The sequence below is a fragment of the Streptomyces sp. NBC_00433 genome, from assembly GCA_036015235.1.
Lineage (GTDB): Bacteria > Actinomycetota > Actinomycetes > Streptomycetales > Streptomycetaceae > Actinacidiphila.
In genome coordinates this window covers 3,411,588-3,430,368 of the sequence record CP107926.1, presented here as the reverse complement: position 1 = coordinate 3,430,368, position 18,781 = coordinate 3,411,588, and the positions used below count along the sequence as shown (strand labels likewise).

Below are 18,781 nucleotides of genomic sequence, written 5' to 3'. Positions count from 1 at the left end.
CGAAATCGAGGGGGGACGGCCGATGTCGGCCAGAAGCAGAATCGTGGTGGCCCTATGCGCCGCCACCGCGGCGACCGCCGCACTCACCGGCTGCAACAGCGACGCCGACGACTCGTCGGCCCCGCTGGTCGTTCCGGCCGCCACCACGTCGGCGGCTCCGACGACACCGGCGGCCGCGGGGAAGGACGACCCGTTCTCGTCCATGACGGCGGAGGGCATAGTCGCCCTGGCGGAGGCCGACATGCGGGCTTCCAAAGCGATGACCGTGAGTGTGAACCTCGTGCAGGCGGGAAAGACCCTGCAGCTCAAGGTGGCTCTCACGGCCGGCGGCAAGTGCGCCGCCGCGATGCGCGTCAACGGCATGTCCATGCAGCTCATCACCACCGACGCGGGCCACGCCTACATCAGGGGGGACGCCGCCTACTGGCGGATCGCGGGCGGCTCCAAGGGCGTCAAGGTGGCCGCCGCCGTCGGCGACCGCTGGGTCAAGCTCAGCAAGAAGGTGCTCGATCGCGGCAGCATCCGCGGGTTCTGCTCGTTCAACGGGCTGATGGAGAGCATGCTGTCCGACGATGACGACAGCGACAGCGACGCCGTCGTCCGCAAGGGCACGCCGACGACACTGGACGGCCGGCAGGTCCTTCCCCTGACCGAGCGGCTCGCGGACGAGACCGACACCATGTACGTGTCCACGGGGAAGACGCCTTACGTCGTCAAGATCGAGGGCAAGGGCGGCAAGACGCCGGGCAGCGCGACCTTCGGCGACTTCGGCAAGAACCCGCACATCACGGCGCCGCCCGCCTCGCAGATCGTCGACATCGCCGCCCTCGGCATCGACCCGGGCAGCATCTCGGTCTGACCGGCTCGGCCGCGGACCCCGGTGGTCCACCGGTGTCCGCGGCTCCGGATAGCCTCCATGAGGTGGCAACCCGCATCCATTCGCCCGAGCAGCTCAAAGAGCTGCTGGGCATCCCGTTCACCCCGGAGCAGACGGCGTGCATCACCGCGCCGCTCGCCCCGGGTGTGATCGTGGCCGGAGCGGGTTCCGGCAAGACGACGGTGATGGCCGCGCGGGTCGTGTGGCTGGTCGGCACCGGGCAGGTCGAGCCCGACCAGGTGCTCGGGCTGACCTTCACCAACAAGGCGGCGGGCGAGCTGTCGGAGCGGGTGCGCAAGGCGCTGGCCCAGGCCGGCATCACCGACCCGGACCCGTACGACCCGAGGGTGCAGCCCGGGGAGGACGGCGAGCAGCCCGCGCCGGGCGACCCGCACATTGCCACGTATCACGCCTTCGCCGGGCAGCTGCTCAAGGACCACGGGATGCGGATCGGCCTGGAGCCCACCGCCAGGCTGCTGGCCGACGCGACGCGCTACCAGCTCGCCGCGAAGGTGCTGCGGGCCGCGCCCGGACCGTATCCGGCGCTCACCAAGGGGCTGCCGACCCTGGTCGGCGACCTGCTCGCGCTGGCCGGCGAGCTGGCCGAGCACCTGGTGCCCGCCGAGAAGCTGCGCGCCCACGACACCGGGCTGGCCGCCGAGCTGTCCGAGGTCGACCCGGCGAAGCGCGGCAATGCCTGGGTCAAGGACGTACGCCAGGCGGTCGCCGCCCGCCGCGACCTGGCCGAGCTGGCCGCGGCCTACCGCGACGACAAGCGGCGCCGCGACCTGCTGGACTTCGGCGACCAGATCGAGCTGTCGGCGCGGCTGGCGCAGACCAGGCCGGAGGTCGGGGCGCTGCTGCGCGAGCAGTACCGCGTGGTGCTGCTCGACGAGTACCAGGACACCTCGGTCGCCCAGCGGCTGCTGCTCGCCGGGCTGTTCGGCGGCCGCAGCGGGCACCCGGTGACCGCCGTCGGCGACCCCTGCCAGGCCATCTACGGCTGGCGCGGCGCCTCGGTGGCGAATCTCGACGACTTCCCGCGGCATTTCGCGCACCCCGACGGCAGCCCGGCCGCCCGCTACTCGCTCAGCGAGAACCGCCGCTCCGGCGGCCGGCTGCTCGACCTGGCCAACACCCTGGCCGCCGAGCTGCGCGCCCGCCATGAGGGCGTCGAGGCGCTGCGCCCGGCCCCCGGCGCCGAGCTGGCCGGGCAGGTGCGCTGCGCGCTGCTGCCGACCCAGCAGGACGAGACGGCCTGGCTCGCCGACTCCCTCGCCCACCTGGTGGCCACCGGCACACCACCGGGCGGCATCGCCGTGCTGTGCAGGACGGCCGCGCATTTCCCCGAGATCCATGCCGCGCTGGTCGCCCGGGACATCCCGGTCGAGGTGGTGGGCCTGTCCGGGCTGCTGCACCTGCCCGAGGTCGCCGACCTGGTCGCGGTGTGCGAGGTGCTGCACGACCCGACCGCGAACGCCGCGCTGGTCCGGCTGCTGACCGGGCCGCGCTGGCGGATCGGCCCCCGCGACCTGGCCCTGCTCGGCCGCCGCGCCCGGCTGCTCGTACGCTACGGGGCCGCAGGCGGGGACGGCCGCGACCCGCTGGCGGCCGCGGTGGAGGGCGTCGACCCGGCCGAGGTGATCTCGCTCGCGGACGCCCTGGAGACCTTCCTGGACGCCGACCCGGACGACGGGCTGCCCTTCTCGCCCGAGGCGCGGGTGCGGTTCGCGCGGCTGGCGGTGGAGATACGGGAGCTGCGCAGGGCGCTCGCCGACCCGCTGATGGACGTCCTGCACCGGGTGCTGGCCGTCACCGGCCTGGAGGTCGAGCTGTCCGCGTCCCCGCACGCGCTGGCCGCCCGCCGCCGCGAGACGCTGACGTCCTTCCTGGACATCGCGGCCGGTTTCGCGGCCCTGGACGGCGAGGCGACGCTGCTGGCCTTCCTCGGCTTCCTGCACACGGCCGCGCAGTACGAGAAGGGCCTGGACAGTTCGCTGCCGGGCGGCGAGAACACGGTGAAGGTGCTGACCGCGCACAAGTCCAAGGGCCTGGAGTGGGACGTGGTGGCGGTGCCCGGCCTGGTCGCCAAGGGCTTCCCGAGCGAGCGCGGGCGTGAGTTGTGGCCGGTCAACGCCAAGGTGCTGCCGCACGGGCTGCGCGGCGACGCGGCGACGCTGCCCGACGTGGCGGAGTGGACGCGCGCCGGGCTCGACGGCTTCCGCGGCGCCATGAAGGAGCACCAGCGCATCGAGGAGCTGCGGCTCGGCTATGTGACCTTCACCCGGCCGCGCTCCCTGCTGCTCGGCTCGGGGCACTGGTGGGGGCCGACGCAGAAGGCGCCCTTCGGCCCCTCGGTCTTCCTCGACGCCCTGCGCGAGCACTGCGAGGCGGGCCACGGCGAGATCGAGGTGTGGGCCGAGCCGCCCGCCGAGGACGCCACGAACCCGGCGCTGGACGACGTCAGGGACCACCCGTGGCCGCTGCCGCTCGACGGTACGGCTTTGCGCAGGCGGCGCTGGGCGGCGCGGACCGTGCTGGCCTACGCGGCCGCGGAGGAGGAGGCGGCGGAGAAGCCAGGGATTCCCGGTGCGCGGGGCGAATCCTCGGCCATTGCCGCGCCCGGCGGCGGCGCCGACGCACCGCCCGCCGGCCTCGATCCCGCGGAGGCCAGGCTCGTCGCGTCCTGGGACCGCGACCTGGACGCCCTGGCGGGCGAGCTGCGCCGGGCGCGGGCCACCGTGCGGGACGTGCCGCTGCCCGCGACGCTCACCGCGAGCCAGGTGATGCGGCTGGCCTCCGACCCCGAGGGGCTCGCCCGTGAACTGGCCCGCCCGCTGCCCCACCCCCCGGCCCCCGCGGCCCGGCGCGGCACCCGCTTCCACGCCTGGGTCGAGTCGCGCTTCGACGTCCGCCCGCTCTTCGGGCCCGAGGACCTGCCCGGGATCGAGGGCGGCGACGACATCGCGGACGAGGCCGACCTGACGGCGCTCAAGGAGGCGTTCCTGCGCAGCCCCTACGCCGACCGCACCCCGCACCGCGTCGAGGTCCCGGTGCACCTCACCCTGGGCGGCCGGGTCGTCAGGGGCCGGATCGACGCGGTCTACCGCGACGGCCGCCCACATGGCCGCGCCGCGGCAATGGGCCACGCCGAAGGCGGCGTCGACACGTACGAGATCGTCGACTGGAAGACCGGCCGCGTCCCGGCCGCGTCCGCCGACCCGCTGCAACTGGCGATCTACCGGCTGGCCTGGGCCGAGCAGCACGGCATCCCGCTGGAGCGGGTCCGCGCCGCCTTCCTCTTCGTCCGCAGCGGCGAGGTGGTCCGCCCCGCGGCCATGCCGGGACGGGCCGAGCTGGAGAGGCTGCTGGACGCGGACGGCTGACCGGGCGGCGCGGCAGGGCGCCGGGCGGACCCGTAAAGGTGCCGCGGGGGCCGCCGGGCTAGGCTGCTTGTGAAGCGCTCCACCAGGGACGACGCGGCGTGCCCATACCGTCACCGGGAATTTCCCTGCCGGCAGGCGGTTGGCAGCAAGTGGACGACAAGGTGGTGCGCCTGCGGTATGGCACACCACGTACTACGGGGAGATGGAAGCAGCCTTGACCGGACTCGACGCGACGGACCGCCCGCTGGCACTCACCTATTCGGGGGTGGACCGTGCCGCGCACCACCGCACGGACGAGGCGTGGCTCGCCGCGGCATGGAGCCACCCGACGACCCGGGTGTTCGTGGTGTCCGGCGGTCAGGTGATGGTCGAGGACGGGCCCGACGGACGGACCGAACTCGTCATGACCCCGGCCTTCGACGCGCCGGAGACCGAGATGCACCGCTACTTCCTCGGCATCGCGCCGGACGGGGTGCGCTACTTCGCGCTGCAGAAGGACGCGCTGCCCGGCCGGATGGACGGCGCGGCACGCGCCGCGGGCCTGCGCGAGGTCGGCGGGCTGCTGTCGCCCCTGGAAGCCGGGCTCATGGTGCACGCGGTGGCGCTGGAGAACTGGCAGCGCATGCACCGCTTCTGCTCCCGCTGCGGCGAACGCACCGTCATCGCCGCCGCGGGCCACATCCGCCGCTGTCCGGCCTGCCTGACCGAGCACTACCCGCGGACGGACCCCGCGGTGATCATGCTGGTCACCGACGACCAGGACCGCGCCCTGCTCGGCCGGCAGCTGCACTGGCCCGAGGGCCGCTTCTCGACGCTGGCCGGGTTCGTCGAACCCGGCGAGTCCATCGAGGCGGCGGTGCGCCGCGAGGTCGCCGAGGAGGTCGGTGTCACCGTCGGCGACGACGTGACCTACGTGGCCAGCCAGCCCTGGCCCTTCCCCTCCAGCCTGATGCTGGGCTTCAACGCCCGCGCGGTCTCCTCGACGATCACCGTCGACGGGGAGGAGATCCACGAGGCCCGCTGGTTCTCCCGCGAGGACCTGCGCGCGGCCTTCGCGTCGGGCGAGGTGCTGCCGCCCTTCGGCATCTCGATCGCGGCCCGCCTGATCGAGAGCTGGTACGGCGCCCCGCTGCCGCGTCAGTAGCGGCCGCGGGGCCTCCTCTGCGGCGGCTACGCGCCCAGGGCCTGCTTGACCTGCGCGAGGCTGGGGTTGGTCATGACGACCTCCGCGCCGCCCGCGGCGGGAACGATCTGCAGCGTCGGGACGGTCTGGTTGCCGCCGTTCGCCTCCTCGACGAACTTCGCCCACTCGGGGTGCTCTTCGATGTTGATCTCGGTGTACGGGATGCCCTCGCGCTCCATCTGGCCCTTGAGACGGCGGCAGTAGCCGCACCAGCTGGTGCTGTACATGGTCACGGTGCCCGGCATCGGTGTCGCTCCTCGTCGCGAGACAATCTGGCCTCTGCTGAACGCGCGCCCGCGGCCCGGCATTCCGGCACGGCCTGTGGATAACTTTTCCGGGCTGTCGGCGAGACCTGGCAGAGTGGCGGTTGTGACTGCGACAACCCACGACTCGCTCTTCCCCGCGGTGCCCGACTCCGCGGACGCGGTGCTCGACGGCCTGGACCCCGAGCAGCGCGCCGTCGCGACGGCGCTGCACGGCCCGGTGTGCGTGCTGGCCGGGGCCGGCACCGGCAAGACCCGGGCGATCACCCACCGGATCGCCTACGGGGTGCGGGCCGGCATCCTCCAGCCGGCCAGCGTGCTCGCGGTCACCTTCACCGCGCGGGCGGCCGGCGAGATGCGCGGGCGGCTGCGGCAGCTCGGCGCCGGGGGGGTGCAGGCGCGCACCTTCCACTCGGCGGCGCTGCGCCAGCTGCAGTATTTCTGGCCGCGCGCGATCGGCGGCGAGATGCCCCGGCTGCTCGAGCGCAAGGTCCAGCTGGTCGCGGAGGCCGGCGCGCGCAGCCGCATCCGGCTGGATCGCAACGAGCTGCGGGATGTCACCGGCGAGATCGAGTGGTGCAAGGTCACCCAGACGGTGCCCGAGGACTATCCGGCGGTCGCAGCGAAGACCGGGCGGGACGTGCCGCGCGACCCGGCCGAGATCGCCCGCATCTACACGACCTATGAGCAGCTCAAGCGGGACCGCGGGGTGATCGACTTCGAGGACGTGCTGCTGCTGACGGTCGGTGTGCTCCAGGACCGGCCGGACGTGGCGGACACGGTCCGCTCGCAATATCAGCATTTCGTGGTGGACGAGTATCAGGACGTCAGCCCGCTCCAGCAGCGGCTGCTCGACCTGTGGCTCGGCGGCAGGGACGACCTGTGCGTGGTCGGCGACGCCTCGCAGACCATCTACTCCTTCACCGGCGCCACCCCGGACTTCCTGCTGGGCTTCAGGACCCGCTATCCGGCGGCCACGGTGGTCAAGCTGGTCCGCGACTACCGCTCGACCCCGCAGGTGGTGGGCCTGGCCAACGGGCTGCTGGCCCAGGCCCGCGGCCAGGCCGCGGCGCACCGCCTGGAGCTGATCTCGCAGCGCGAGCCGGGCCCCGAGCCGGCCTATGCCGAGTATCCCGACGAGCCTGCCGAGGCCGAGGGCGCCGCCCGGCGCATCAAGGAGCTGGTCGCCTCCGGCGTGCGGCCCAGCGAGATCGCGGTGCTCTACCGCATCAATGCCCAGTCCGAGGTCTACGAGCAGGCGCTCGCCGACGCCGGGGTGCCCTACCAGCTGCGCGGCGCCGAGCGCTTCTTCGAGCGGCCCGAGGTGCGCGAGGCGGGGCTGCTGCTGCGCGGCGCGGCCCGCGCGTCGGCCGACCCGGACGACGCGGCGACCCTCCCCGAGCAGGTGCGGGCGGTGCTCAGCTCGCGCGGCTGGGCCTCGGAGCCGCCCTCCGGGTCCGGCGCGGTGCGGGACCGCTGGGAGTCGCTGGCCGCGCTGGTGCGGCTGTCGGAGGACTTCACCGCGGCCCGGCCCGAGGCGACCCTGGCCGACTTCGTCGCCGAGCTGGACGAGCGGGCGAACGCGCAGCACGCGCCGACCGTCGAGGGCGTCACCCTGGCGTCGCTGCACGCGGCCAAGGGCCTGGAATGGGACGCCGTCTTCGTGGTCGGCCTGACCGAGGGCACCTTGCCGATCACCTTCGCCAAGACCGACGAGCAGGTCGAGGAGGAGCGGCGGCTGCTCTACGTCGGAGTCACCCGGGCACGGCTGCACCTCGGGCTGTCATGGGCGCTGTCCCGGTCGCCCGGCGGGCGCGGCGGGCGGCGGCCTTCGCGGTTCCTCGACGGGCTGCGACCTGGTTCCGCGCCGCGCGGCGCCCGCGCGGCGGGGGGCGGCGCGGGCGGGGTGGAGCGCGGCTCCGGCGGCCGCAAGAAGCGCGGCCCGGTGCTGTGCCGGGTGTGCGGGCGGACACTGTCGGACCCGGGCGAGATCAAGCTGATGCGCTGCGAGGACTGCCCCTCGGACCTGGACGAGGCGCTGTACGACCGGCTGCGGGTCTGGCGCACGACCCAGGCCAAGGCCCTCGGCCAGCCCGCCTACTGCGTGTTCACCGACCGGACGCTGCTGGCCATCGCCGAGGTCAGGCCGGAGGGCGCGGCCGAGCTGTCGTCGATCCCCGGGGTCGGCGCCCGCAAGCTCGACAAGTTCGGCCCCGACGTGCTGGCGCTGTGCGCGGGCCAGGAGCCGGGCGGCGCAGCGCAGGACGGGACGGACGGCGCACCGCAGGAGGAGCCGGACAGCGGGACGGACGACGGTCCTGACGACGGCTCGGCGGAAGTTCTGGAATCTTCTTGAGAAGAAGCCGAAAAACAGTTTGCGCATCCCGCGGAGGTCCCCATAGCCTTCACGAGCGCGGTTGAGAACGGCTCTTCCAAGAGCCCACCCGATCGTGATGTACTAGGCAAGTACGGTCCTTCATCCTTACGAGACGCCGAGAGGAGGCGAGCCCAATGACCAGCCAGCTGATCACCACCAAACTGACCGATCGTTCGGTCATCGCCACCTGCCCGCTCGGCATCTCGCTGCCCGCCACCGGTCTCATGTCCGCCCTGCTCCCGGTTCTGCCGATCCGTGTGCGCAGTGAGCGACCGACCGAGGCGTCCGCGGTAGCGACGGCGGCGAAGGTGAAGGCGCATGCCTTTACCTCCGCGGCTGCGGCCAACGGCGCCGGCAATGGCATCGACGGCGGCGCTTATGGCGCCAACGGTCACGTGATCGGACGGCAGAAGACGCAGCAGTACGGCAAGTGGGCCTTCCGCGGGCTCGAACCCTGGAGTGATCCAGCCTGATAGCGCATCAGGTCGGCACCTCAGGGCCGCGGAATCCCAGACCGGGATCCGCGGCCCTTCTGTTTTCCCCAGAAGACAGCGTCTCCACGGAGACACCACAGAAGACCGGCCGACCAGGCCGACTCACAGACGAGGAACGAACCCACCGTGCATACCGCCCAGCACGCACCGTCCGGACCCACGCCAGACCTGAGCCGCCCTCCCGCACAGCCCCCGGAGACCACCTTGCTGCCCCTCACCGAGCTTGACGACGAGATCGAGCGCCTCGGCGTGCCCGTCCCCTGCCGTACCTACGACCCGGAGGTCTTCTTCGCCGAGTCGCCGGCGGACGTCGAGTACGCCAAGTCCCTCTGCCAGACCTGTCCGGTCCGCGAGGCCTGTCTCGCCGGCGCCAAGGACCGCCGCGAGCCCTGGGGTGTCTGGGGCGGCGAGCTGTTCATCCAGGGCGTCGTCGTACCCCGCAAGCGGCCCCGCGGCCGTCCGCGCAAGGACGCGGTTGCGGCATGAACGCCAAGAAGCTCAGGACACCGGGGACGATCGATCGCCCCCTCCACCACGACCCGATGAATCAGGCCCCGATGACACCCTCCCGCATCGAACAGACCGCACTTACCTCCGACGCCATGGCGTCGCACCAGAACAGGACCCACGAAATGCAACTCATGCCAGAAGCCCTGGCTCGTGCCCACATGCAACAGCGGCTCTACGAGGCCGAGCACGAACGCAGGGCATCCCGGCTGATCAACGCCCGGCGGCTGCAGCGGCGCGCGGAGCGCGCGTCCATGCGGGCCCGGCGGGCGCTCGCCCTGGCCGTGATGCAGTAGGCGTCAGGTCGCTACACAACAGAGCGCACAACCGAGCGCAGCACAGAGCACGGAACAGAGCGCACAACCGAGCGCAGTACAGAGCACGGAACAGAGCGCTGAACGGAGCGCAGCACCGAACGCGGCGCTGAGCACCACCGCACGTTCCCCGCGGGGCCGGTCCAAAAGGACCGGCCCCGCGGTGCGTTATGCCGACAAATACGGCAGGTGCGGAGGTATCGTCACCCAGTGGATCAGAAGAACGCATCGACCACGACCACATGTGCCCGCTGCGGGACCACTCGCGCCGGCCTGCCGCTGACGTGGACCTGCTCCGTCGAGAACAGCCGCCGCGTCTACTTCTGCGAGGACTGCGCCCGGCGCCACCTGCGCAGCATCGAGAGCCGGTTGGACTCCGCCTGGTGGTAGCCGGGTGAGCCCCCGGCGCTCAGGCCGACTCGGCGGCCCCGTCCGGGTCGAAGCCGGGCAGCCACTCGCGCAGCTCCGCCCGCAGGTGCACGGTCGCGCCCAGCTGGCAGAGCACCCCGACGGTGCTCAGCGTCACCCGGTGGATCAGCAGATACGACGGCGGCAGATTCAGCTGCTTGCCCAACTGGTGGGCCGGGGATCGCGGGTCGGCGATCCTGGCCGCCTGCGCCCGCATCCACGCCCGGTCGAAGGAGAACTCCTCGCGCCCGGCCGGCTCGATGATCGGCTTGAGATAGTCGAGCACCGCGTCGGAGTCCAGCTTGATCGTCGGCTTGACGAAGCCCTCCTCCCGCAGCATCGCGTGCACCTGCTCCGCGTCGCCGGCCAGCGCCAGCCGCAGCGCGGTGCCGATCGGCAGCGGCAGCCCCTCGGGCAGCCGGTCGACGGTGCCGAAGTCCAGCACCCCCAGGCGCCACCCCGAAGCGGGCCCGTCATCGGTCAGCAGCCGGAAATTCCCCGGGTGCGGGTCGGCGTGCAGCAGCCCGGTGCGGGCCGGGCCGGCGAAGAGGAAGTGTGCGAGCAGCTGGCCCGCCCGGTCGCGCATCTCCTCGCTGCCGCCGGAGATCACCTCCGACAGCGGCACCCCGTCCATCCACTCGGTGACCAGCACCTGGTCCGCCTGGTGCACCACGTCGGGCACCACGACATCGGGGTCTCCGGCGAATTCCACCGCGTGGGTGTGCTGGGCCTCGGCCTCCAGCGCGTAGTCCAGCTCCTCGGCGACCCGCTCGCGCAGCTCGGCCAGCAGCGGCTTGACGTCCATGCCGGGGATGAGCGGCCCGAACAGCCGGGCCACCCGGCCCAGCTGCGCCAGGTCCGACAGCAGGGCGTCCCCCGCGCCGGGATACTGCACCTTCACCGCGACCTTGCGCCCGTCGCTCCACACCGCCCGGTGCACCTGCCCGATCGATGCCGCCGCGGCCGGGACGTCCTCGAACTCGCTGAACAGCGAGCGCCAGCCCTTGCCGAGCCGCTCGGCCATCACCCGGTCGACGGTCCTGGCCGGCATCGGCGGCGCGGCTTCCTGGAGCCTGGTCAGCGCGGCCCGGTAAGGGCTCGCGACATCCTCGGGCAGGGCGGACTCGAAGACCGACAGGGCCTGGCCGAACTTCATGGCCCCGCCCTTCAGCTCGCCCAGCACCTTGAACAGCTGCTCGGCCGTGCGCTCCTGCAGCTCGACCGCCACCTCGTCGGCCGGTCTGCCCCCCAGCCGCTTTCCGAGTCCGAGTGTGGCCCTCCCGGCGAACCCCAGGGGGAGCGCTGCCAGCTTCGCGGTCCGGGTCACCGCCTTGCGCGGAAGATCAGACATGCGCCCCTCATTTCGCTTCGGTCACCTTCGCCATTGTGCCCCTCCCCATCTACGCCCCGGTCAACAGCGGGTCAGCATCCCTCGGCTGTCATCATTCGCACCTTTCTGTCCGGTTGCCCGTCTCGACCGGCGGACTGCCCCCCGCTGATCGTCACCCTGCGTGCGCGACTCCTCCAGAATGCCCCATTCCTTCGCATCGCCGACCTGGTTATCCACAGGCTGTGGGGAATAGTCGTTCAATATGCGTAAGAAGCGAGGTGATTCCGATGGGAACCGGCCTGGGTGCAGGACGTCCCCCGCGCCCAGCGGGTACGGTCGACAGCGTGTCCGCCGATCCAGCGCGAAATCTCGCGAGCCAGCCCGCCCGCGGCCACCGGACGAGCGCGGTCGAAGTACGCCGCAGCGCCCGGCGGCGGCGGACGGTGTCCGCGTACCGCGACGGCGACCGCACGGTCGTCCTCATCCCGGCCCGGATGTCGGCCGCGGAGGAGCAGCGCTGGGTCGCCGTGATGCTGGAGAAGCTGGCGGCCCAGGAGAGCCGCAGGATGCCGGGCGACGACGAGCTCGCGGCCCGCGCCGAGCGCCTCTCCGAGCAGTATCTGACCGGTCGGGCGGTGCCCGACACGGTCCGCTGGGTGACCAACCAGAATTCCCGCTGGGGCTCCTGCACCCCGTCCGAGGGCAGCATCCGGCTGTCGCACCGGCTGCAGGGCATGCCCGAGTACGTCATCGACTACGTGCTGCTGCACGAGCTGGCGCATCTGCTGGTGCCGGGCCACGGCCCCGCCTTCTGGAAACTGCTGGAGCGCTATCCGCGCACCGAGCGGGCCCGCGGCTTCCTCGAAGGGGTCGTCGCCGCCGACCGGCTGCCGCATCCGCCGGCCGGCCGGGAGGGCCGCGGCATCGGTGACGGCAGGGGCGACAGGGAGGGCCGGGAGAGCCGCGAGGGCCACGAGGTCCGGGGGGAATAGCCCCTGTCGGCGCGACCGGTTAGCCTGACGCAACGCAAAGAGCAGCGAGGACGGGATGGGGGCCGGTCGATCCATGGCCAGGGAATTCGAGCGTGGCCACAAGGCCAAGATCAGCGATCTGACCGCGGGGACGGATCTCTATGTCGGCGTGTCGATCGCGGGTCCCGGCCTGACGTTCGACATCAGCTGCTTCGGTCTGGACGCCAAGGAAGAGCTGTCCGACGACCGCTACTTCATCTTCTTCAACCAGCCGAAGTCCCCCGAGGAGTCCATCCAGCTGCTCGGGGCGCAGTCGGGTGACACCGAGTCCTTCCGGGTGACCCTCGACCGCATCCCGGCCGCCGTGCAGCGGCTGTCCTTCACCGCCACCATCGACGGCGGCGGCCAGATGTCCCAGGTCGGCCCCGGCTATCTGCGGATCGTCGCGGGGGGCGAGGAAGTCGCCCGATACGCCTTCACCGGCTCGGAATTCAGCACCGAGCGGGCGGTGATGCTCGCCGACATCTATCTCAAGGACGTCTGGCGCTTCGCCGCGGTCGGGCAGGGCTTCGACGGCGGGCTGGCCGCGCTGCTGCAGAATTTCGGCGGCGAGGTCGCCGAGGAGGAGCCGGCGCCGCAGCAGGCCGCGGCGCCGGGCTTCGCGCCCCCGGCGGGAGCCGCCCCCGGCTTCGCCCCGCCGCCCGGCGGCCCGGCCCCGTCCTTCGGCGCACCCCCGCCCGCCCCGGCTCCGGCCCCGCCCGCCTTCGGCACGCCGCCGCCCGCCCCGTCCTTCGGCGGGCCCCCGCCTGCTCCCGCCCCCGCGCCGCCCGGCTACGGCACGCCGCCCGGCGGCCCCGGGCTGCACCAGGCGCCGACGATCATCGCGCCGCTCGCACCCGCCCCCGGCCAGCCGGCCCCGCCGCCCTTCGGCCAGGTCCCGCCGCCCGGACCGACCCCGGGCCAGATCCCCGGCCAGCCCGCGCCGCCCGGACCGCCCGGATATGCCCAGCCGCCCTTCGGCCAGCAGCCGCCGCCCGGATACGGAGCGCAGCCTGCCTTCGGCCAGCAGCCCGCCGCCGGATATGCGCAGCCGCCGGCGCCCACGCAGGGCGCGGGCATGGCCGTGGCGATGCAGAAATACCGCGAGCTGCCCACCGGCCAGCGCTGGACGCAGCAGAATCCCAAGATGATGCGCGCCGACCTCAGCCAGGCCGGCGGCCAGCCGGTGCTCGCCCGGCAGGGCAGCATGGTGCTCTACCAGGGCAAGGTCGACTTCGGATACAAGGGCGCCGGCTTCACCGGCCGGATCGTCGGCAATATGACCGGCCAGGAGATGCAGCTGATGCGCTGCACCGGCGGCGGCCAGGTCTTCTTCGCCGAGAATGCCGCGTATCTGCACCCGATCGAGCTGCAGGGCGACGCCATCTGCGTGTCCGCGGAGAATGTCCTCGCCTTCGACGAGAGCCTGCAGCACGAGGTGCGCAGGATCGAGGGCCACGGCATCCCCGGCGGCGCGCTGTTCACCATGCAGTTCCAGGGCACGGGCACGGTGGTCGTGAAGACCCACGGCACCCCGGTCGTCCTGCCCGTCACCCCGACCACCTACGCCGACAGCAACGCCATCGTGGCGTGGTCGTCCGCCGCCCAGGTGATCGTCTCCAGCCAGGTGCGGCTGCGCAGGACCGCCTACCCCGGCCACAGCGGCGAGACCGTGAACCTCCAGTTCCGCGGCGCTCCCGGCAATTTCATCGTCGTCCAGCCCTACGAGGTGTGACCCGCCATGGACCAGCAGATGATCGCGGGCTACGCACCGGCACCGGTCGTCGCCCGGATGGAGAACCACGGCTCCTCGATGCTCAAGGTCGCCATGTCGACCGGCCAGGACCTCTTCGCGCGCACCGGTTCGATGGTCGCCTACGAGGGCTTCGTGCAGTACGAGCCGAATCCGCCCGCCGTACGGCAGATGGCGTCGGCCTGGCTGACCGGTGAGAGCACACCCATCATGAAGTGCAGCGGCGACGGACTGCTCTATCTCGCGGACTACGGCGCCGACGTGGTGTGCCTGAACCTGAACAACGAGTCGGTGTCGGTCAACGGCACCAATCTGCTCGCCTTCGACGCCCATCTGACCTGGGGCGTCGAGCGGGTCAAGGGCCTGGCCAAATTCGCCGGGCAGGGCCTCTTCAACGTCGGGGTGTCGGGCGCCGGCTGGGTGGCGGTGACCTCCCGCGGCACACCGATCGTGGTGGACTGCGGCAGGGGCGCCGACGAGACCTATGTCGATCCCGACGCGCTGGTGGCCTGGTCGTCGGGACTGAAGATGAAGGCCAAGCGGAGCTTCAAGGCGTCGTCGCTGATCGGGCGGGGCAGCGGGGAGGCCTTCCAGATCGCCTTCTCCGGGCAGGGCTTCGTGGTCGTACAGCCGAGCGAGGACAGCACCGACCGCCTGCGGGCGCGGGGCTGAGGGGGAGCGACACATCATGCAGAGTCCGCTTTTCGCGTTCACCGAGGTCCAGAACCAGGACCACTACAGCCTGCAGAATTCGTATCTGCTGCGGGTCCGCCTCGACGGCAGCACCGGGCCCGACTGCCTGGCCCGCAAGGGCTCGATGGTCGCCTACCAGGGCATGATCGAATTCGACGGCGAATACCAGTCGCGCCAGCAGCGCGGCGCCCGCGGCCACACGGGCGAGGGCCTCGACCTGATGCGCTGCTCGGGCCAGGGCACCGTCTACCTGGCCAACCTGGCCCAGCAGATCCACATCCTCGACGTCGACCACGACGGCCTGACCGTGGACAGCGCCTACGTCCTGGCGCTGGACTCCGGGCTGCACTGGGACGTCATCGCGGTCGACAGCCAGTTCGGCCTGTCGGGCACCGGGCAGTACAACCTGAACATCTCGGGCAGCGGCAAGGTCGCCCTGATGACGTCGGGCAAGCCGCTGCTGATGCCGGTCACCCCCGACAAGTACGTGTCCTGCGACGCGGACGCCGTCGTCGCCTGGTCCAGCAGCCTGCGGGTGCAGATGCAGGCGCAGACCAGCAGCAGCTCGGTCTTCCGCCGCCGCGGAAACACCGGGGAGGGCTGGGAGCTGAACTTCGTCGGCCAGGGCCACGTCCTGGTGCAGCCCAGCGAGCTGATGCCGCCGCAGAACATGCCGCTGGGCGGCGGCCTGCGCGCTCAGTACGGACTGGGCCCGCAGGGCTCGCACGCGCAGAACCAGGGCAACATCTGGTCGAACTGACCGCCCCGCCCGACCGCGGGCCGGGACCCGCTCAGAGCAGCGCGCGGGTCCTGGCCAGCAGCGAGCGCACCGAGCCGTCCGCGATCTCGGCCGCCTCGTCGTAACCGAACCACCGCAGGTCGAGCGACTCGTCGCTGATCGCCTCGACCGCGCCCTCCGGCGCGACCGCCGCATACTGCACGTCCAGATGCCAGGCGCACGGAGTCAGGTGCCGGTCGAGCTGCACCGGCTCGGGCACCAGCAGCCGCAGCCCCTCGATGCCGGACTCCTCGACGCCCTCGCGCAGCGCGGTCCCGGCGACCGTGGTGTCCTCGGGCTCGCAGTGGCCGCCCATCTGCAGCCACATCCGCAGCTTGGCGTGCAGCGTCAGCAGCACGCGCTCGCGCGGCGGGTCGATCACCAGCGCGCCGGCCGTGATGTGCCCGGAGGCACACGGCTTCCACATCCCGTCGGGGTGCGCGGCCAGATACGCCAGATAGTCCGTGCGCAGCGCCTCCTGGCCGGCGTCGGGCGCACTCCAGCCCTCCAGGACGCCCACCGCGTCCTTGTGCAGTGCGCTCACTTGCCGCTCTCGCCGCCCTTCCGGCCGGTGTCGCCGTCGTCGCCCGCGTCCTTGCCGGAGCCGGTGTCCTCGCCGGAGTCAGCGGAGGCGTCCTGGCCAGCGGAGGCGTCCTGGCCAGCGGAGGCGTCCTTGTCCGCGGCGGAGGACCCGGACTTCTCCGCGGCCTCGCCGAGCATCTTGTCCAGCTCGGAGAAGTCGAAGTCGGGGGAGTCCCGGTGGACGAAGCCGTCGGGGTCGTCGAGGTCGTCGGCGGTCGGCAGCATGTCCGGGTGCGCCCACAGGCCGTCGCGCCCGTCGACGCCGCGCGCGTCGGTCAGCGACGCCCACAGCCGGGCCGCGTCCCGCAGCCGCCTGGGCCGCAGTTCGAGCCCGATCAGGGTGGCGAAGGTCTGCTCCGCCGGGCCGCCGGACGCCCTGCGGCGGCGCAGCGTCTCGCGCAGCGCGCCCGCGGACGGCAGGTGCGGGGCGGCGGCCGCGTGCACCACCGCGTCCACCCAGCCCTCGACCAGCGCGAGCGCCGTCTCCAGACGGGCGAGCGCCGCCTTCTGCTCCGGGGTGTCCTCGGGCTGGAGCATGCCCTGCTGCAGGGCCTCCTGCAGCTGCTCGGGCTGCGTCGGGTCGAGCTGGCCCACCGCCTCTTCGAGCCGGGCGGTGTCCACCTTGATGCCGCGCGCATAGCTGGCGACCGCGCCGAACAGGTGCGCCCGCAGCCACGGCACGTGGGCGAAGAGCCGCTGGTGGGCGGCCTCGCGCAGGGCGAGATACAGCCGCACCTCCTCCTGCGGCACGCCGAGCCCGGCACCGAACGCCTCGATGTTCGCCGGCAGCAGCGCGGCCTTGCCCGCCGGACCCAGCGGCAGGCCGACGTCGGTGGAGCCGACGACCTCGCCGGCCAGGGTGCCCAGCGCCTGCCCGATCTGCGAGCCGAACATGGCCCCGCCCATCGAGCGCATCATGCCGAGCAGCGGCCCGGTCATGGCCTGCATCTCCTCGGGCAGCACATCGCCCATGGCGCCCGCCACCCGCTCGGCGACCGGGTCGACCAGTTCCTTCCACACCGGCAGGGTCGCCTCGACCCACTCCGCGCGGCTCCAGGCCACCGCGGTGCCGGACCCGGAGGGCAGCGAGGTCACACCGTCCAGCCACAGGTCGGCGAGGCGGACCGCCTCCTCGATCCAGGCGCGGTCGGCGCGGCCCACGGTGGCGTCCTTGACGCCGTCCGGGGTGCCCTGGGCGACGGTCTGCCGGGCGATGTCCTTGGCCATGTCCCAGTTCACCGGGCCGCCCTCGTAGGAGAGCATCTGGCCCAGCTGCTGGAAGGCGGCGCCCAGGTCGTTGGGGTTGATGGAGCCGAACATGGCCGCGAACGGGTTGTCGCCGCCTGGGCCGCCCGGTCCGAACGGGTTCCCGCCGCCGAATCCGAAGGGGTTCGCCGGCTGACCGCCGCCACTGCCGCCCTTGCGCTGCTTGCCTTCGTCGCCGTCTTCCGGCTCCTCGGGAGGGACGCCGAATCCGAATGGAGTGTCGCTCACGGGATTCCTCGGATCTGTGTCGTGGTGGGCTGTCGTGGTGGTCCGGGTGTGATGGGCTGTACCTCCAAGCCTAGACACCTGTCCGGCAGGATGGCTGCGTACGCCGTAGCAGGTACAGCTGAGTACGCAACTGAGACAACCGTGGGAGACACCCGGTGAGTTCCCCAGAAGCACACGTTCGCCCAGAGCGGAGCACCGCCAGAGGCGCCTCGGGACCGGTGGTCGCGATCACCGGTGCCGCCTCCGGCGTCGGCCTCGCGCTGGCCTCCAGGCTGGTCGAGTCCGACCAGGTCAGGAAGGTCGTGGCGATCGACGAGCGGCGCGGGGACCTGCCGGGGGCGGCCTGGCGGGTGCTCGACGTCAGGGACCCGGCGATCGCCGACAAGCTGCGCGGCGCGGACGTCGTGGTGCACCTGGCGATGGACCTGGATCTGGAGTCCGACGCCAAGGCGAGGTCCGCCTTCAACGTGCGCGGCACCCAGACCGTGCTGACGGCCGCCGCGGCGGCCGGGGTGCACCGGGTGGTGCTGTGCACGTCGGCGATGGTCTACGGGGCCCAGGCCGACAACGATGTGCCGCTGGCCGAGGACGCGCCGCTGCGCGCCACCTCGGAGGCCAGCTTCGTGGACGACCTGCTGGAGATCGAGCGGCTCGGCCGCCGGGCGCCGCGGGCCCACCCCGGGCTCAATGTGACGATACTGCGGCCCGCCGTGCTCGTCGGCGGCACCGACACCGCGCTGACCCGCTACTTCGAGTCGCCGCGGCTGCTGGTGGTCGCGGGCAGCCGGCCCTGCTGGCAGTTCTGCCATGTCGAGGACCTGGTCTCGGCGCTGGAATACGCCGTGCTGGAGAAGGTCGACGGCGAGATGGCGGTCGGCTGCGACGGCTGGCTGGAGCAGGAGGAGGTCGAGGAGCTGAGCGGCATCCGGCGCATGGAGCTGCCGCCGGCCATCGCCTTCGGCGCCGCGTCGAGGCTGCACCGGCTCGGCCTGACGCCGTCGCCGGCCGGCGACCTGGCGTACACCATGCACCCGTGGGTGGTGAGCGGCAGCCGGCTGCACGAGGCGGGCTGGCGGCCGCGCTGGACCAACGAGGAGGTGCTCGCCGAGCTGCTCGAAGAGGTCGCGGGCCGCAATTCGGTGGCCGGGCGGCGGCTGGGCCGCAAGGACGCCACCACGCTGGGCGCGGCGGGCGCCACGGTCGCCCTGGTCGGTACGGCGGCACTGGTGCGCAGGGCGAGGAAGCGGCGCGGCATCTGACCGGCGGCGCCGCGCCCGGCCGAGACCCGGCCCGGCGGAGACGTGCCCCGGCGGCGCCCTGGCACGGCAGCGA

At 72.6% G+C, this 18,781-nt stretch carries 17 protein-coding genes; 13 read left to right on the top strand and 4 right to left on the bottom strand.

The window, feature by feature from the left end; translation table 11 throughout:
• Window positions 1-22: 22 nt before the first annotated feature.
• The 3 genes from OG900_14105 to nudC all read left to right on the top strand — a co-directional run bounded on the left by OG900_14105 (window position 23) and on the right by nudC (window position 5,407).
• Window positions 23-859: a hypothetical protein gene (locus OG900_14105; GenBank protein ID WUH91125.1), complete on the top strand. Its 837-nt coding sequence runs from the start codon at window positions 23-25 to the stop codon at window positions 857-859.
• Between the two features lie 62 nt (window positions 860-921).
• The gene (locus tag OG900_14100) at window positions 922-4,263 is read left to right on the top strand and encodes an ATP-dependent helicase (protein ID WUH91124.1); all 3,342 of its coding nucleotides are present in this window, start codon (window positions 922-924) and stop codon (window positions 4,261-4,263) included.
• Window positions 4,264-4,465: 202 nt separating this feature from the next.
• Window positions 4,466-5,407: an NAD(+) diphosphatase gene (gene nudC / locus OG900_14095; protein WUH91123.1), complete on the top strand. Its 942-nt coding sequence runs from the start codon at window positions 4,466-4,468 to the stop codon at window positions 5,405-5,407.
• Between the two features lie 26 nt (window positions 5,408-5,433).
• Here nudC and OG900_14090 read toward each other — a convergent pair whose 3' ends face one another.
• Window positions 5,434-5,691, bottom strand: coding sequence for an NrdH-redoxin (locus OG900_14090; GenBank protein WUH91122.1), 258 nt, complete (start codon window positions 5,689-5,691; stop codon window positions 5,434-5,436).
• A gap of 160 nt (window positions 5,692-5,851) precedes the next feature.
• Between OG900_14090 and OG900_14085 the strand changes: the two genes are divergently transcribed.
• The 5 genes from OG900_14085 (at window position 5,852) to OG900_14065 (ending at window position 9,791) form a co-directional block, all read left to right on the top strand.
• Complete coding sequence (locus OG900_14085; GenBank protein ID WUH95750.1) at window positions 5,852-8,065, top strand: ATP-dependent DNA helicase UvrD2; 2,214 nt, start codon at window positions 5,852-5,854, stop codon at window positions 8,063-8,065.
• A 155-nt stretch (window positions 8,066-8,220) separates the two neighbouring features.
• Entirely contained in the window at window positions 8,221-8,559 is a 339-nt protein-coding gene (locus tag OG900_14080) for a hypothetical protein (GenBank protein WUH91121.1), read from the top strand.
• Between the two features lie 228 nt (window positions 8,560-8,787).
• The gene (locus OG900_14075; GenBank protein ID WUH95749.1) at window positions 8,788-9,066 is read left to right on the top strand and encodes a WhiB family transcriptional regulator; all 279 of its coding nucleotides are present in this window, start codon (window positions 8,788-8,790) and stop codon (window positions 9,064-9,066) included.
• Window positions 9,063-9,383 carry a hypothetical protein gene (locus OG900_14070; GenBank protein ID WUH91120.1) on the top strand — a complete coding sequence of 107 codons (321 nt, stop codon included), beginning with the start codon at window positions 9,063-9,065 and terminating at the stop codon, window positions 9,381-9,383. The genes OG900_14075 and OG900_14070 overlap by 4 nt, the downstream gene beginning before the upstream one ends.
• Window positions 9,384-9,611: 228 nt before the next feature.
• On the top strand, window positions 9,612-9,791 hold the full coding sequence (locus OG900_14065; GenBank protein WUH91119.1) for a hypothetical protein: 180 nt from the start codon (window positions 9,612-9,614) through the stop codon (window positions 9,789-9,791).
• A gap of 19 nt (window positions 9,792-9,810) precedes the next feature.
• On the opposite strand, the gene OG900_14060 is transcribed toward OG900_14065, so the two are convergent.
• Window positions 9,811-11,160 (bottom strand): AarF/ABC1/UbiB kinase family protein, encoded by a 1,350-nt coding sequence (locus tag OG900_14060; GenBank protein ID WUH91118.1) that lies wholly within the window; start codon window positions 11,158-11,160, stop codon window positions 9,811-9,813.
• A 323-nt stretch (window positions 11,161-11,483) separates the two neighbouring features.
• Between OG900_14060 and OG900_14055 the strand changes: the two genes are divergently transcribed.
• The 4 genes from OG900_14055 (at window position 11,484) to OG900_14040 (ending at window position 15,355) form a co-directional block, all read left to right on the top strand.
• Window positions 11,484-12,131 carry a M48 family metallopeptidase gene (locus OG900_14055; protein WUH91117.1) on the top strand — a complete coding sequence of 216 codons (648 nt, stop codon included), beginning with the start codon at window positions 11,484-11,486 and terminating at the stop codon, window positions 12,129-12,131.
• A 73-nt stretch (window positions 12,132-12,204) separates the two neighbouring features.
• Complete coding sequence (locus tag OG900_14050; protein ID WUH91116.1) at window positions 12,205-13,884, top strand: TerD family protein; 1,680 nt, start codon at window positions 12,205-12,207, stop codon at window positions 13,882-13,884.
• Between the two features lie 6 nt (window positions 13,885-13,890).
• Window positions 13,891-14,574 (top strand): AIM24 family protein, encoded by a 684-nt coding sequence (locus OG900_14045; protein WUH91115.1) that lies wholly within the window; start codon window positions 13,891-13,893, stop codon window positions 14,572-14,574.
• Between the two features lie 16 nt (window positions 14,575-14,590).
• Complete coding sequence (locus tag OG900_14040) at window positions 14,591-15,355, top strand: AIM24 family protein (protein WUH91114.1); 765 nt, start codon at window positions 14,591-14,593, stop codon at window positions 15,353-15,355.
• Between the two features lie 31 nt (window positions 15,356-15,386).
• On the opposite strand, the gene OG900_14035 is transcribed toward OG900_14040, so the two are convergent.
• Both OG900_14035 and OG900_14030 read right to left on the bottom strand, forming a co-directional pair.
• A complete protein-coding gene (locus OG900_14035; GenBank protein WUH91113.1) occupies window positions 15,387-15,917 on the bottom strand; it encodes an NUDIX hydrolase in 531 nt (176 codons plus the stop codon).
• Window positions 15,914-17,449 (bottom strand): zinc-dependent metalloprotease, encoded by a 1,536-nt coding sequence (locus OG900_14030; GenBank protein WUH91112.1) that lies wholly within the window; start codon window positions 17,447-17,449, stop codon window positions 15,914-15,916. The genes OG900_14035 and OG900_14030 overlap by 4 nt, the downstream gene beginning before the upstream one ends.
• Window positions 17,450-17,604: 155 nt before the next feature.
• Here OG900_14030 and OG900_14025 point away from each other — a divergent pair, with 155 nt between their 5' ends.
• Entirely contained in the window at window positions 17,605-18,708 is a 1,104-nt protein-coding gene (locus OG900_14025) for an SDR family oxidoreductase (protein WUH91111.1), read from the top strand.
• The last annotated feature ends 73 nt before the right edge of the window (window positions 18,709-18,781 follow it).

Coding starts and splice junctions, on each gene's coding strand:
- OG900_14090 (WUH91122.1), bottom strand. CDS start 5,691: ATGCCGGGCACCGTGACCATGTACAGCACCAGCTGGTGCGGCTACTGC.
- OG900_14080 (WUH91121.1), top strand. CDS start 8,221: ATGACCAGCCAGCTGATCACCACCAAACTGACCGATCGTTCGGTCATC.
- OG900_14105 (WUH91125.1), top strand. CDS start 23: ATGTCGGCCAGAAGCAGAATCGTGGTGGCCCTATGCGCCGCCACCGCG.
- OG900_14050 (WUH91116.1), top strand. CDS start 12,205: ATGGCCAGGGAATTCGAGCGTGGCCACAAGGCCAAGATCAGCGATCTG.
- nudC (WUH91123.1), top strand. CDS start 4,466: ATGGAAGCAGCCTTGACCGGACTCGACGCGACGGACCGCCCGCTGGCA.
- OG900_14045 (WUH91115.1), top strand. CDS start 13,891: ATGGACCAGCAGATGATCGCGGGCTACGCACCGGCACCGGTCGTCGCC.
- OG900_14070 (WUH91120.1), top strand. CDS start 9,063: ATGAACGCCAAGAAGCTCAGGACACCGGGGACGATCGATCGCCCCCTC.
- OG900_14060 (WUH91118.1), bottom strand. CDS start 11,160: ATGTCTGATCTTCCGCGCAAGGCGGTGACCCGGACCGCGAAGCTGGCA.
- OG900_14040 (WUH91114.1), top strand. CDS start 14,591: ATGCAGAGTCCGCTTTTCGCGTTCACCGAGGTCCAGAACCAGGACCAC.